The sequence below is a fragment of the Argonema galeatum A003/A1 genome (genome assembly GCF_023333595.1).
Classification (GTDB): domain Bacteria; phylum Cyanobacteriota; class Cyanobacteriia; order Cyanobacteriales; family Aerosakkonemataceae; genus Argonema; species Argonema galeatum.
The window spans coordinates 108,920-122,975 of the sequence record NZ_JAIQZM010000013.1 but is presented as its reverse complement, the minus strand read 5'-3'; the positions used below and the strand labels follow the sequence as shown (position 1 = coordinate 122,975).

Here is a 14,056-nt window from a genome sequence, read left to right as displayed (position 1 = left end):
TTCCTATTTGCTTCTGAAATAGGAATCGCTCAACACCGATCAAAGATAAAATTAATTGATTTCACTGTGCTTGGGAGTTTTACGATGAACCAAAGAACTCATATACGAGTGCCTCGTGGCAGTAGGATTTTTCCCGATCGGCTCCCACTTTCCCAAGCAGAGATAGCCAGACGCAAGGCTGAGAACGAAGCATTTGGCAAGCGGTGTCGAGAGATTTTTAACCGAGTTTACCCGGAATTAGTTAAAAATTGTTACGACTGGTTCATTCTGATTGAGCCAGACAGCGGAGACTATTTCATTGACCCCGATGAAGAAGTTGCTTCCCAAAAAGGCCATCAGAAGTACCCCACAGCGGTGATGCTGATGATGTGCCTTAATGAGACGGGGACTTGCGGCAGAATATGATGCTAGGCTATTTTGGCGACAAGGGGGAGTTATTTTTTGAAATTGATTTGATAGCTGCTGATGGTTCTTAGGGGATGATTGAGAAAAGTGCGAGCACTCCAACACCTTCTCAAAAAATAACGGCGATCGCACTCCCACCCCCAACCCCTACAATATTTCTTAAACTCCCCCCAAACCCAAAATGAAAGCCCTCTGGTTAGAAAACAACCAACTGCAACTGCGTACCGATGTTCTCATTTCCTCACCGCCACCAGAGGAAGCACTCGTGCGCGTTGTGCGTGCAGGTATCTGCAATACCGACTTGGAAACTACCAGTAAATATCGATCGCCCAACCACCACTTTAATAGTAAAAAGAATTAGTTTTGGGGCAATAGTCGGGACAGTCGATCGCATCCTCAGAATTGGCAACACCGGGACGTACCGTACACTTGAGACGATAGTCGTTAGTGAAAAAGCGACAACCAGGGCAGGGGATTTGGTGCATACGCTTAGCCCGGTTGACGCTATGGGAAAATGCCGACCAGAGATTCCAAGCTAAAAGAAGCATAAATCCCCAGGCCAAGACAAAGCAAATCGGCACTAAAAAAGGTTGGACAGTATGAACCAGAGGGTACAGCAGTTGGAACACGGCAACTCTTTATCCAATTAAACGCCTGCGTGCCCTAAAGCCAAACCTGCCACCAGCATTCCTAAAACCAGAAAAGGCTGGGCACTTGCCTGATACTTTACATCATTTTTCAGAGGATCGCGCAGGAAATACATATCCTGAAAAGTGATTTGCGGGATAACTAGCAGCAGCAGAATTGTAGCGTATAAGTTTTGGTGAATGGCGATCAAGTAAGCTGCGATCGCACCTTGAAATATATCAATCATCAGCACACAAATCCAAGCCGCCGTGCTGACGCCAAACATCACCGGCAGCGACTGCAAACCTAATTCTCTGTCTCCCTCCACACTTTTGAAGTCATTGACGATCGCAATTCCCAATCCTGCCAAACTATATAACAGAGTCAGAACAACGATCGTGGCATTGAGGTCGCCAAACAAAGCATGACCCGCCCACCAAGGCAAAGCAATGTAACTGGCACCCAAAGCATAATTGCCCAGCCAGCCATTTTTTTTCAGTTTCAGGGGTGGAGCTGAATAAATGTAGGATATAAACGAACCGCCCAAAGCTAGAACAGCAATCGTGGGAAAACTGTGACCAGCCCACAAATCTAGGACGAATGCCACCCCAATACCAGCGAGTAACAGCACCCAAATCTGCTTCACCACTTGGGGAATAGCAATTGCCCCTGAAGGAATCGGGCGATAGGGTTCGTTAATCGCGTCGATATCCTTGTCGTAGAAATCATTCACGGTTTGGGTATAACCCGTCAGCAATGGCCCCGACATCAACATACAAGCGGCTGCTATCAGCACATTTTCCAGCGTCCAGCTGTAGTTGCCAGATGAAGCCGCACCGCATACGACGCCCCAAATTAGGGGAATCCAGGTAATTGGCTTCATCAATTGCAGGCGGATTTTCCAAATGTTGGTTTCTCCAGATGCGGCACCTTTCATACCCAGCATCTGTCGCGTTCTAGCACTATTGCTGGCAGCTATAGGAGCCTCAATACTGGGATTCACCTCCACTGGTGTCGGTTGTGGCAGATCTTGAGTAGGGGTTTCGGGGTTTGTGGAAAACTGGGAAGGAGTCGGGTCAGACATATCGATTTTGGATTTGGGATTTTAGATTTTGGATTGAATTTTCCGTCGAGCGATCATTAATTTCAGATTTAAAAAGGGAAGATTTTCAAAATAAATCTTCTACTTTTTCTTCAATTTGAATAGGGCGCAATCGCCCCCCCAGCCCCCCAAATCTGGGGGGAACAGGACTCTTCTCCCCCCAGATTTGGGGGGCTGGGGGGGCAAAACTAAGGTTTTTGAGTAAGTCCTGTTGAAATTTTCCAATGACCAATTACCCAAGTCTCTTACTAGAAGGAAATAGTTAAATAACTATTTTGGAATTTGGCTCCTTTGACGGATTGGCCGCTCAGCTGGGGAGGAAGGAAAATATTGCGTCGCTGGTCGCCCGCTTCAATGGTGACTTCTGGGCCGTTCTGGGTGAGTTTAACCTGCTTTTTGTCAAAACCGGGCAAGAATAACCGTACTTGGCGAGCCGGAATGTCAATTTCTATGGGTTTGGGAGCCCGATAAGCTTGACGGAAATCTGGCATAGCGTTCATTAGGGGTTGCCAGTCGCCCCCGGTGCGGGTGGGAATGGCGATCGCAGGCAGAGGGGAAAACGCAGCGGTAACGGTGTCGATAGCAGCCGTTTCGCGATCGAATGTCTCGTAAACCTGCGCCAGGTTTTGTGCAACTTCAGCTGCCACGGTGTCTGCCATTGTCGCTTGATTGAGAATAACGCCGCCAACGGTTAAACCGATTTGTTGGGCGCTACCCCAGAGATATTTTGCCGTAGCTAGAGCAGTTGGGTCGCCAGTGGTCACCAGATAAGCCGCCATCCGGTTGGGATTGGCAACTGCGTCCTTGCCTTGGTCTAACAAATTGTTGACCTGGTTAGTGGGTTGAGCGAAGTTATCCTCGCCCCAATTCACGTTTAAAACAGCGCTGGCGACGGGTTGGATAAACGGCGATACAGTTTTACCCAAGTCGGAATTAAGAAATAAATTCCGAAAGCGGCGGATGTACCAGCTGACAATCTCCGGCATTCCCAGCATCCGCAGCATCGTTTGGTCGCCCGTTCCGTCATAGACAATCGCATCGTATTTGCCGGAAGCATCGTACTCCCGAAGGGCGTTTAATGCCAACGCACTATCCATCCCCGGCAGGACGCCCAACTCTTGACCGAATACCTCTTTGACGATCGGCGTGCGGAGGTATTGCGCTTCCAGCTGTTTGATCTCTTCCCAACTGCGTTCCAGCAGCTGGGCTGTCTGGAACTGCACCCCCTGGAAATTAGTCGCTAGTTCCTGGGGGTCGGGGCCAAGGGTGGCACCTAAAATTAAGCTCAGCGCCGGGTCAGAGCCCTGTCCGGCCAGCAGCACGCGCTTTCCTTGACTAGCTAGCTGTTTGGCAGCTGCGATCGCCACTGTAGTGCGACCAGTGCCACCCTTGCCCAAAAATGTCAAAATCAGGGACATTACTCTTCCTTAAGCGTTTACGGGTTCTAGTTCGTCTTCAAAGAACCAGGTAGCAAACTTATCCTCAAACTTTACAACCACTCCCACACCGCTGCCATCTACCATTTTGTATCCCTGAATGACGCCAGTCTTACCCAGGCATCCAATCACATTTACAGGCGCACGATCCCGAAGACGACGCACGCGGACTGTTTTACCGATTTCCATTGCAACTCCAATCTATGAACCATTCCACAGTCTATATGGAGTTAGGGCGTCGGGGGAAGAGAGGGAGTGGGGGAGTGAGTAACCTTTCTTCTTCCACTGACCAAAGCCCAGAATAAACTTTTTACCCAAATTGCCAAAATATGAATAAAATCTTAACTTAAGACCTTTTGCGTCTTTTGGTGTGTTGGTAGTGAACGTAGGAGCAAGCATTGCTTCAGATGAGAGGAGTTGTTAGTCAAGCTGGGAGATTTTACCGCAATTTGCCGCCCAATAACCCGTGGTGCGCTAAGTTGGATCTCCTAAAAGCGTTGGTACTGCGAGACTTAGAGGCTCGATATAAAGGCGCTGTTTTGGGCAATTTTTGGCCGTTACTGAACCAATTATCCCAATTACTGATTTATACTTACGTTTTTGCGATCGTTCTCAGAGTTAAACTCAGCCTGCAAGGATTGCCAGAAAATAAGTTAACCTTTGGTCTGTGGATATTTGCGGGATTGCTGCCTTGGACTGCATTCATCAGTGGTTTGTTACCAGCAGCAGTTTCCGTACTCAGCCAACCCAATCTGGTAAAAAAGGTGGTGTTTCCCTTGGCGCTGTTGCCTTTGGTGCCAGTGTTTTCCGCCTTTGTGGAAAGTACGATCGGGATAATGGGGTTGATTTTGTTAGTTGGGATAACAACCCATACCATTCACAGTACCCTTTTGTTACTGCCGCTGGTCTGGTTGCCCCAGTTGCTTTTAACGGCAGGTTTAAGTTATTTAGTAGCAGGGCTAACTGTATTTCTGCGGGATGTACCCCAAACCTTGGGGGTAGTTACAAATCTATGGTTTTACCTGACTCCGATCGTCTACCCTGCTTCCCTAATTCCAGCACAATGGCGTATTTGGGTATTTTGGTTGAATCCCATGACTGCGATCGCCGAAACTTATCGTGACCTTATCTTAGAAGGCAACGTGAAGCACTGGCAAGAATGGGGGATAGCTTCTTTGGTTTCTTTAGTGGTGTTCTATGGCGGCTTACAAGTTTATCGGCGATTGCGTCCGGCATTTGCTGATGTGCTTTAAATTTTAACAAAAAAAACTCCACTAAAAACCCCACTTGTCAACTCAATCGTTTGTCCTTTAAACAGCAGTGTCATGACTGAAATAGCAATTTCTCTCACCAATATCTCCAAGTGCTTTAAATGCTATACTCGTCCTGCCGATCGGTTGAAAGATTTATTACTACCAGGAAAAAGCAAAGCAAATGAATTTTGGGCACTGCGAGACATGAACCTGGAAGTTCCCAAAGGACAAACCTTGGGAATTGTCGGACGTAACGGTTCTGGCAAAAGTACTCTGCTCCAAATTATCGTAGGCACTCTGACACCAACTACAGGTAAAGTGGGGGTAAACGGCAGAATAGCCGCATTGCTGGAGCTAGGTAGCGGATTTAACCCAGAATTTACCGGCAGACAAAATGTGTTTTTTAACGGTCGGTTAATGGGGTTGAGCCAAAAGGAAATTGAAGCTAAGTTTGATGAAATTGTTGCCTTTGCAGATATTGGCGATTTTCTCGATCACCCTGTCAAAACTTATTCCAGCGGAATGTTCGTAAGGTTGGCGTTTGCAGTTTCCACTAGCGTCGATCCAGATATTCTCGTAGTAGATGAAGCTCTCTCCGTTGGAGATGAAGCTTTTCAGCGTAAATGCTTCGCTCGCATTCAATCAATCCGAGCTAGAGGTGGAACAATTCTGTTTGTTTCTCACTCAGCAACTTCGGTTATAGAAATCTGCGATGCCGCAATATTGATGGATAGAGGCGAAAAACTACTCTTTCACCATCCTAAGTTTGTTGTCGATAAATATCATAAACTGATGTATGCGCCGGAAGATAAAGTGCAGCATTTACGCGAAGAAATACGGGAACTGCAAAGAAGTGTTAGCTATGATTCATTGAAACAGCACGTTTCCATTTTAGAAAATAAATCATCTGCGATTGTTTCCGAGCAGTCCGAATCGGAATCAGAATCTGATTTACAAGAAATCCGAGAATTTTACGACCCGGAGTTGGTTCCGACAAACACAATTTCCTATGTGCCTCGTGGAGCTAAAATTACTAATCCCCACATAACCATGCCTGATGGGAAAGTGGTCAATCATCTGGTTGGACGGAAAGAGTACATTTACACTTACTCCGTTTCGTTTCTCAAACACGCTCAACAAGTTCGGTTTGGTATGCTGGTTAAAACAGTGTCTGGATTGGAACTTGGAGGAGCTTCTTTTACTGCATCGTCTCAATGTATTAACGACATTGAACCGGAGACGATAGTAATAGTAAAGTTTCCCTTCAAATGTCTGCTTAATCCTGGTGTTTATTTTTTAAATGCAGGTGTTACGGGGTTAGTTGACGGACATTTTACGTATCTTGCCAGACATATTGATGTGGCAATGTTTAGAGTCCAACCCGAAACTAATTCCTACGCTAGTGGTATAGTTGACTTGATGATTGAGCCAAGTTTAACTATCAATGCCGATTTGATAGAAAAATATCAAGAAATTAACGTTGTTTGAAGCTCCTTTTGCACTAGCTTCGTTGAGTTGAATTAAGGTGGATGCACATGGAGATTGAAGCGATCGCGCAGAGAAAACGTGAAATCACAGATAAATTCGGTGAATGGACTAATCACAACATCCGTCTGGATGACGATATTTACACGATCGGTCAACAAATTACTGGCGCTGAAGTAAAATTAAGACGGATCTTGCAAGCGATCGCAGATATAGTCGATCGGCCTTTTGAAAAGCTGCGTGTTCTGGACTTGGCGTGTCTGGAGGGGTTATATGGAATAGAACTTGCACTCCACGGCGCTGAAGTAGTCGCCATAGAAGGCAGAGAAGCGAATATTGAGAAAGCGCGATTTGTCAAGGATGTCCTTTCTCTACACAACCTTCAGCTTGTACAAGACGATGTACGCAATCTCAGTCGGGAAAAGTACGGCTGTTTCGATGTAGTATTGTGCATCGGGATATTTTACCACTTGGATGCGCCAGATGTTTTTTCCTTTCTGGAGCAAATAGCAGATGTCTGCCAAAAATTGGTAATCTTAGATACTCATGTAAGTATGTCGGCAGAAAAATGCTATATTTACAAAGAGCAAAAATATTGGGGTTGCTCCTATGTAGAGCATAAAGATAATTCAACAGCGGAGGAAAAAAATAAATCATTGTGGGCATCATTGGAGAACTTGACAAGTTTTTGGCTGACCCGTGCTTCCCTCTATAATTTATTATCAGAATCGGGATTTACGTCAGTTTATGAATGTCATAATCCAGCGGTAATAAAATATGAAATAATGAGACAGAGAAAAGAAGCTGACAGAAACACCTTTCTGGGGATTAAAGGGAAGCGAAAAAACATCATTTCGTCACCTATAGCAAATAAAATAGCACAGGAAAGATGGCCAGAAAAAGAAGAGTTAGAACTATAAAGTCCAGGTTGTTAGAAATGTCTCAACCGCTGATAATAACTGGAATGCACCGCTCTGGCACTTCTCTGACTGCTTCATTTATCAAAGCGATCGGAGTTGATTTAGGCAGCAATTTTTTGAATGCCGATGATCGTAACCTCAAAGGCTACTTTGAAGACATTGACTTTTTAGAATTTCAACGTTCCGTTTTGCAAAATACCTGTCCTGCTGACGAAGCGGGATGGCATGATTGGGGTTGGACAGAAAGTGAGAAGTTGGATTGCAGCAAGTTTGAAAATTATATTGAAACGGCACGGGATTTAATTAATCGTCGCCATCAAAACTTTAGTATTTGGGGTTGGAAAGACCCTCGTACCACTCTAATGCTTGAATTTTGGAACAAGTTACTTCCTGAAGCAAAATACCTGCTGGTTTATCGGTTTCCCTGGGATGTAGCGGACTCTATTAGTCGTCTTAATGAAACAGTTTTTTACGAACATCCTGATTATGCTTTAAGGATTTGGGCTTATTACAACCATCATTTACTGAATTTTTATAAAGACAATTCGGAACGCTGCATTCTTTTTAATATAAATGGTTTGCTCAAAGAGCCATCAAAGCTTATAGAATTAATTAAAAATAAGTTAAAGATAAATTTTGAGAATACATACAAGGAGAGTCAATTTAAAGAAGTATACGAACAGCAAATATTTACAAGCTTAGCATGGGATGCTTTTGTTGTTAAAAAGTTATATAGTGGTGCTAACCAATATTCTTCATTGTTAGCAGAATTGGATGAGGTTGCCGATATACCCAGCGGCTTTTCTGTGAAAGCGATCGCAGAATTGTCCCATACCAGATTGACCGTTAAGTCTGCATTTGCAAATTTATCAGAGCGGGGCACAATTTCAGAGTTTTTAAAGTCTAGTTTTGTACAGCCAAAGGAAACAATTGTCAAGGAGATGAGCGTGGTAAATGAATATGAAAATGAGATAGCTGTATCGGTTGTTATTCCTTGCTTTAATCAAGGTGAGTTTATCCTAGAAGCTATTTCTAGTGTAGAGAGTTGTCAAGATCGTATTTACGAGATATTAATTATTAATGATTCCTCAACCGAAAAATTGACATTAAAAGTTTTAAATTATTTAAAAGACAACGGGTATAATATTATCGAACATCAAAGCAATCAAGGACTGGCTGAGGCTCGAAATACCGGGGTAAAGAAGGCAAGAGGTCGATATATTTTGCCTTTGGATTCGGATAATAAAATTAGAGCCCAATATTTAACAAAGGCAATTGAAATACTGGATAAATATCCTGAAATCGGAGTAGTTTACGGAGACGCGGAATTTTTTGGAGAGAAAACGGGGATTTGGGAAGTTCCCGAATTCAATATAAACAAGCTGGCGGCGAGAAACTATATTGACGCTTGTGCTATTTATAGGAAGGAAGTATGGTCAGATTGCGGGGGTTATGACTCAAAAATACCGGGTAAAATGGGATATGAAGACTGGGATTTTTGGCTGGGTGCTGTAGAAAAAGGGTGGAAATTTTATCATGTTAGTGAAGTATTATTTGATTATCGGGTAAGATCGGACTCGATGGTGAGTCTGTGTCGAATACCGGAGAATCATGCCAGGTTAGTAAATTATATATGTGCCAAGCATTTAGAGATTTACAAAACTAACTTTGCCAGCATTTTGGCAGAAAAAGACTCTGCTTTGTTAAAGGAGCAGATCCGTTACGAAGGAATGGAAATGGAACTGCAAAAAACGCAGGCAGCATTTGTTGAATCGCAGTCAGAGCTAGAGCGCATTCAATCCGCTTGGTCAGAATCGCAGTCGGAAGTACAGCGCATCCAATCTGCTTGGGAGCAAGCGCAGTCGGAAGTACAGCGCATAGAATCGGCGTGGAAGGAAGCACAGTCGGAAGTGCAAATAGCTTATGCCGCATCTTCGCGATCGCAATCCGAACTGCGGCGCATCCAAACTGCTTGGTCAGAAGCACAGTCGGAAGTAGAGCGCATCCGCAGCGCCTGGTCAGAATCCCAAGAGCAACTGCGGCTAACTCACTCCGAGTGGGACTTCGCGCAGTTGGAGGTAGAGGAAATCCGAAATGCCTGGGAAAAATCTCAGGAGCAATTAAAGCGAACTCAGGCTGAATTGGAACAATCCCAGGAGCGATCGCAATCAGAAGCACAGCGCATCCAAACCGCCTGGGAGGAAACACAGTCCGAAGCACAGCGCATCCAAACCGCCTGGGAGGAAGCAGAGCAGCAAGTCCAGCTAACTCAAACCGCCTGGGAGGAAGCAGAGCAGCAAGTCCAGCTAACTCAAACCGCCTGGGAGCGAGCAGAGCAGCAATTACAGCTAACTCAGGCCGAGTGGGAGACTACACAATCAGAAGCAAAGCGCATCCAAACTGCCTGGGAGCGAGCAGAGCAGCAATTACAGCTAACTCAGGCCGAGTGGGAGACTACACAATCAGAAGCAAAGCGCATCCAAACTGCCTGGGAGCAAGCAGAGCAGCAATTACAGCTAACTCAAGTCGAGTGGGAGACTACACAATCAGAAGCAAAGCGCATCCAAACTGCCTGGAACCAAGCGCAGGAGCAAGTGCAGCTAACTCAAGTCGAGTGGGAGCGATCGCAGTCGGAACTACAGCTAACTCGCACCGAGTGGCAGAAAGTACAGCAACAAACACAGTACATTCAAGGTGCCTGGGAGCAAACCCAGCAACAAGCGCAGCACATCCAAACTGTCTGGCAGCAAACGCAGTCGGAGGTACAGCACATTCAAGGTGCCTGGGAGCAAACCCAACAACAAACACAGCACATCCAAACTGCCTGGGAGCAAACCCAACAACAAACACAGCACATTCAAGGTGCCTGGGAGCAAACCCAGCAACAAACACAGCACATCCAAACTGCCTGGGAGCAAGCGCAGCAGCAAGTGCATCTCATCCAAACTGCCTGGGAGCAAGCGCAGCAACAAGTGGAGCAGTCCCAATCCCAGTTACACCAGATGCAGGCAGAGTGGGAGCGATCGCAATCCCAGTTACAACAAATGCAGGCAGAGTGGGAGCGATCGCAATCCCAGTTACACCAGATGCAGGCAGAGTGGGAGCGATCGCAAAATCAACTCCAAATCGCTCAAGCAGAACAGGAACAGACGCAAGCCATTATTAACCAAATGGAGAGCAGTAAATTTTGGAAATTGAGAAAAGCATGGGTTCGATTCAAGCAGGCAATTGGTTTTAGCAACAATATTGAGAAACAATGAAAAAAATTGTTAGTGGTGTGGCAGAATTTGTTCAGAACGCCAACTTAAACCTATTAAGAGGAACTCAAGCAAATATTCTTCAAGAAAATGACTTATTCGAGGAAGTAGTTCCAACTGGCGACTTACTGGGTTGTCTCGACTCCCCCACTATTAATGAAATTAATATAAACGGCACGCTGATTGTTTTTGGCTGGCTTAGTAGCAGAAATTCGCGCATCGAATCCCTCCTATTAGCCATCGACAACTTACCAGAAGAAACCATAACTTACGACCTGCCTCGGCCCGATGTTGCTCAAGTATTTCCAGATCTGCCAAATGCCGCTTTATCTGGCTTTAGATGGAATATCCTTTTAGGCCCTAACTACACCGGAAATCTCATTATCACCATTTGGGCAGTCCTTGAAAATGGGGAAAAAACTTGTTGTTTTACTCGTCGAGTCACAGTTAAAACCTCTGTCCCAACCCAAAATCAACGCTTAAACCCCTATACTTTTATTTATGGAGCAGCACTCAAAGCATTAGCCGCATACCAGCACGGACGCTTGTCACCCTCTCCTGTTGTGTGGGTTCGCAAACTACGTCGTTACTACCAACAAATACAAGCAGATCCGAATATCGATCTAGAAAGTTTCCACGTCACTCATCCCTGGCAGATGCAAGATCCATATCAAAGATGGATTGAGACAAACCGCCTCACACCAAAGCTTTTGACACGCATGGCAGAAGATGCCGAAAAGCTTAAAAATAACACGCCCAAAATCAGCATTATTGTTCCTGTTTACAATACATCAGAGCTATTTCTGAGGGAGATGATCGATTCAGTCACCTCCCAAATTTATCCGAATTGGGAACTTTGTTTAGCTGACGATGCCTCCTCTAAACCTCATGTCAAAAGCATTCTCGAACAAGCACAAGCATCAGACTCGCGAATCAAAGTAAATTTTAGGCCCCAAAACGGTCACATTGTAAAAGCTACAAACTCAGCCTTAGATTTAGCTACAGGTGAATACGTTGCCTTCTTAGATCATGATGATATCTTGTCACCAGATGCCCTATTACACATTGCTGAATGTATTACCAAGAATCCAGATATCGATTGGATTTACACCGATGAAGATAAAATAGATCTAACTGGGCGCAGGTACGACCCCCAGATGAAGGGTAGCTGGAGTCCAGAAATGATGCTCACCCATAATTTTACTCAACACTTTACTGCGATCCGAAAGACCTTAGTAGATAAAGTTGGGCGGATGCGAAAAGGATATGAGGGGGCGCAGGATCTCGATTTATTTTTACGGGTAAGCGAACATACCACACCAGATAAAGTTAAGCACGTTCCCAAAGTTTGTTATCACTGGCGATGTCATGCTGAAAGTACCGCTTCTCACGGTACTCAAAAGCGCTACATTTTCGATAGCGCCGATCGCGGTATATCAGATGCTCTAGCACGTCGCGGTCTCAAAGCTAAGCCATTTTTGCCCGATATTGCAGAAAAGCACGGTTTATGTTTGTACCAGCTTAAGTGGGACGAAAGCCTGCTGGCTCAAAATCCTGTCACCATTGCCATACCCACAAAAGACAAAGTAGAACTGCTAGAAAAATGTGTAGCGAGTTTAGAAAGAACCGTTGATAAGCGTTACGTCAAGTTATTAATAATTGACGATGGCTCTCAGGAAACAAAAACTCACGAATATCTCCAAAAACTAGCACAAAATCAAGTCCTGCAATGCCGAGTTATCAACTCAGGACGAACCAACGGCTCATTCAACTACGCTCGCTTGATGAACCTAGCTGCCAACTACGTTGACACACCCTATATACTTCATCTCAATAATGATATAGAAGCTATAGCACCTGGTTGGCTAGAAGACATGGTTGGCTGGATGTCAATAGATAATGTCGAAATTGTAGGAGCTAGGCTTTTTTATCCCGATCGCACTATTCAGCACGCAGGCGTCGTCATCGGGCCACATAACGGACTTGCCGATCATCTATTTCATCATCTACCAAAAGAAGAAGTAGGTTATATTTGTTTACCCCATGCAGCACGCAACGTTTCAGCAGTCACTGGCGCTTGTCTTCTAACCTCAACCGCTTTATATCGAGAAATAGGCGGGTTTGACGAAGAAAATTTCGCCGTTCAGTACAACGATGTGGATTACTGTCTGCGAGTTATGCAATTAGGCAAACGTATTGTCTACACACCCCAAGCGAGCTTAATTCACCTAACGAGCGCATCTAGAGGCAAGGATCATAACTATCAAGAACATTTGAATTTTTTAGCTAAATACAAAGACTTTAAAGATCCATTTTTTAATGAAAGCTTAGATATTGATTCCATGTGGATGGCTGTAAATCCATATCATTATTGCCACACCGAACGAGCATCTAAATTAAAAGTACTTGTACTTACCCACAACTTAAACCTGGAAGGTGCTACCCTAATTGTTTACAATTATGCCCGCCATTTTGCTACGGTTGGCAACTATCAAGTTAACGTTCTATCTCCTGAAGACGGTCTGTTACGAGAAGCTTATGAAAATTTGAATATCCCCGTTAAAATTGTCTCCAAACAAGTACCGTTCCCAAATGAAACAATAGAGCAGTTTCGTAGCCGATTAAAAGAATTAGGCGATCGCATAGACTTAGCTTCATTTGACTTGGTGGTATGTAACACCTTGATTAGCTTTTGGGGCGTGGAATTGGCGCGTTTATTTGGCTTGCCAACTATATGGCATATCCATGAAAGTGCAACTCTAGATAAAAGTATTAAGAACTTTTTTGGTGAAGCTTGCGAAGAGTCAATGCCGCGATTGCTGAAAGACTGTTTCTTAAATGCCAATCAAGTAGTATTCCAAGCTAAAGCTACACAGAATGTGTTTCAAGCGTTGAACATTAAAGATAATTTCCGAACCATACCCGGCGCAGTTCCTATAGACAAAATCAATCACTTCCGCCAATCCCATACCAAATCTGAATTGCGTGCCAAATATGGCATAAATGAAAATGACGTAGTTTTAACTGTGGTGGGAACGATTTGCGAAAGAAAAGGACAACATATTTTCATAGAAGCAATTAAAGAGTTAGAGGCTCAATACCCCCAGAGAAATTTCAACCTATCTTGTGCGATCGTTGGCGGCAGAGTGATTAGCTATTATAACTTCTTGCAGCACCAAATCCGAAAATCAAAGTTAGAAAATATGTACATTTACGATCAAACCACAGATGTTTATGACTTTTTCGCTTTAAGCGATATTTTCGTTTGTTCAAGTTTTGAAGAGTCGTTCCCTAGAGTGATATTAGAAGCAATGGCATTCGAGTTAAAAATTGTTAGTACCAATGTGTTTGGAATTCCCGAAATGATTAGCGATCGCCATGAAGCATACTTAGTTGAACCGGGGAATCCCAAAGCTTTAGCTGACGCAATTCAGAAGTGCTTGGAAAACCCAGAAGTATCGGCTCGTATGGCTAGTAATGCTTATGCGAAAGTTTGCCGAATGTTTGACGAAGCAGAGTTACTCCAGAAACAGCTTTTGCTCACGAAGGAAGTAGCATTAAAATAGTAGTA

Annotated in this window: 11 protein-coding genes; 7 read left to right on the top strand and 4 right to left on the bottom strand. The window is 44.4% G+C overall.

Going from position 1 to position 14,056, the window contains the following annotated elements:
• Positions 1-84: 84 nt before the first annotated feature.
• Entirely contained in the window at positions 85-405 is a 321-nt protein-coding gene (locus LAY41_RS15865) for a hypothetical protein (RefSeq protein ID WP_249099635.1), read from the top strand.
• Positions 406-586: 181 nt separating this feature from the next.
• Positions 587-766: a hypothetical protein gene (locus LAY41_RS15860; protein ID WP_420840325.1), complete on the top strand. Its 180-nt coding sequence runs from the start codon at positions 587-589 to the stop codon at positions 764-766.
• On the opposite strand, the gene LAY41_RS15855 is transcribed toward LAY41_RS15860, so the two are convergent.
• The 4 genes from LAY41_RS15855 to petP all read right to left on the bottom strand — a co-directional run bounded on the left by LAY41_RS15855 (position 747) and on the right by petP (position 3,759).
• Positions 747-953, bottom strand: a complete 207-nt coding sequence (locus tag LAY41_RS15855; protein WP_420840324.1) for a hypothetical protein — start codon at positions 951-953, stop codon at positions 747-749. The genes LAY41_RS15860 and LAY41_RS15855 overlap by 20 nt on opposite strands.
• 98 nt (positions 954-1,051) lie before the next feature.
• Positions 1,052-2,116 carry a chlorophyll synthase ChlG gene (gene chlG / locus LAY41_RS15850; protein WP_275974176.1) on the bottom strand — a complete coding sequence of 355 codons (1,065 nt, stop codon included), beginning with the start codon at positions 2,114-2,116 and terminating at the stop codon, positions 1,052-1,054.
• A gap of 266 nt (positions 2,117-2,382) precedes the next feature.
• On the bottom strand, positions 2,383-3,552 hold the full coding sequence (locus tag LAY41_RS15845) for a Get3/ArsA fold putative tail anchor-mediating ATPase NosAFP (protein WP_249099628.1): 1,170 nt from the start codon (positions 3,550-3,552) through the stop codon (positions 2,383-2,385).
• 9 nt (positions 3,553-3,561) lie between these two features.
• Positions 3,562-3,759: a cytochrome b6f subunit PetP gene (gene petP / locus LAY41_RS15840; RefSeq protein ID WP_249099625.1), complete on the bottom strand. Its 198-nt coding sequence runs from the start codon at positions 3,757-3,759 to the stop codon at positions 3,562-3,564.
• A gap of 218 nt (positions 3,760-3,977) precedes the next feature.
• Here petP and LAY41_RS15835 point away from each other — a divergent pair, with 218 nt between their 5' ends.
• The 5 genes from LAY41_RS15835 to LAY41_RS15815 all read left to right on the top strand — a co-directional run bounded on the left by LAY41_RS15835 (position 3,978) and on the right by LAY41_RS15815 (position 14,051).
• Positions 3,978-4,823, top strand: a complete 846-nt coding sequence (locus LAY41_RS15835; protein WP_249099622.1) for an ABC transporter permease — start codon at positions 3,978-3,980, stop codon at positions 4,821-4,823.
• A gap of 72 nt (positions 4,824-4,895) precedes the next feature.
• Positions 4,896-6,311 (top strand): ABC transporter ATP-binding protein, encoded by a 1,416-nt coding sequence (locus LAY41_RS15830; RefSeq protein ID WP_249099619.1) that lies wholly within the window; start codon positions 4,896-4,898, stop codon positions 6,309-6,311.
• 41 nt (positions 6,312-6,352) lie between these two features.
• Positions 6,353-7,228: a class I SAM-dependent methyltransferase gene (locus LAY41_RS15825; RefSeq protein ID WP_249099615.1), complete on the top strand. Its 876-nt coding sequence runs from the start codon at positions 6,353-6,355 to the stop codon at positions 7,226-7,228.
• Positions 7,229-7,245: 17 nt separating this feature from the next.
• Positions 7,246-10,488 carry a glycosyltransferase gene (locus tag LAY41_RS15820; RefSeq protein WP_249099613.1) on the top strand — a complete coding sequence of 1,081 codons (3,243 nt, stop codon included), beginning with the start codon at positions 7,246-7,248 and terminating at the stop codon, positions 10,486-10,488.
• Positions 10,485-14,051: a glycosyltransferase gene (locus tag LAY41_RS15815; RefSeq protein ID WP_249099610.1), complete on the top strand. Its 3,567-nt coding sequence runs from the start codon at positions 10,485-10,487 to the stop codon at positions 14,049-14,051. Before LAY41_RS15820 ends, LAY41_RS15815 begins: the two co-directional genes overlap by 4 nt.
• Positions 14,052-14,056 lie beyond the last annotated feature (5 nt).

Coding starts and splice junctions, on each gene's coding strand:
- LAY41_RS15865 (WP_249099635.1), top strand. CDS start 85: ATGAACCAAAGAACTCATATACGAGTGCCTCGTGGCAGTAGGATTTTT.
- LAY41_RS15860 (WP_420840325.1), top strand. CDS start 587: ATGAAAGCCCTCTGGTTAGAAAACAACCAACTGCAACTGCGTACCGAT.
- LAY41_RS15855 (WP_420840324.1), bottom strand. CDS start 953: ATGCTTCTTTTAGCTTGGAATCTCTGGTCGGCATTTTCCCATAGCGTC.
- chlG (WP_275974176.1), bottom strand. CDS start 2,116: ATGTCTGACCCGACTCCTTCCCAGTTTTCCACAAACCCCGAAACCCCT.
- LAY41_RS15845 (WP_249099628.1), bottom strand. CDS start 3,552: ATGTCCCTGATTTTGACATTTTTGGGCAAGGGTGGCACTGGTCGCACT.
- petP (WP_249099625.1), bottom strand. CDS start 3,759: ATGGAAATCGGTAAAACAGTCCGCGTGCGTCGTCTTCGGGATCGTGCG.
- LAY41_RS15835 (WP_249099622.1), top strand. CDS start 3,978: ATGAGAGGAGTTGTTAGTCAAGCTGGGAGATTTTACCGCAATTTGCCG.
- LAY41_RS15830 (WP_249099619.1), top strand. CDS start 4,896: ATGACTGAAATAGCAATTTCTCTCACCAATATCTCCAAGTGCTTTAAA.
- LAY41_RS15825 (WP_249099615.1), top strand. CDS start 6,353: ATGCACATGGAGATTGAAGCGATCGCGCAGAGAAAACGTGAAATCACA.
- LAY41_RS15820 (WP_249099613.1), top strand. CDS start 7,246: ATGTCTCAACCGCTGATAATAACTGGAATGCACCGCTCTGGCACTTCT.
- LAY41_RS15815 (WP_249099610.1), top strand. CDS start 10,485: ATGAAAAAAATTGTTAGTGGTGTGGCAGAATTTGTTCAGAACGCCAAC.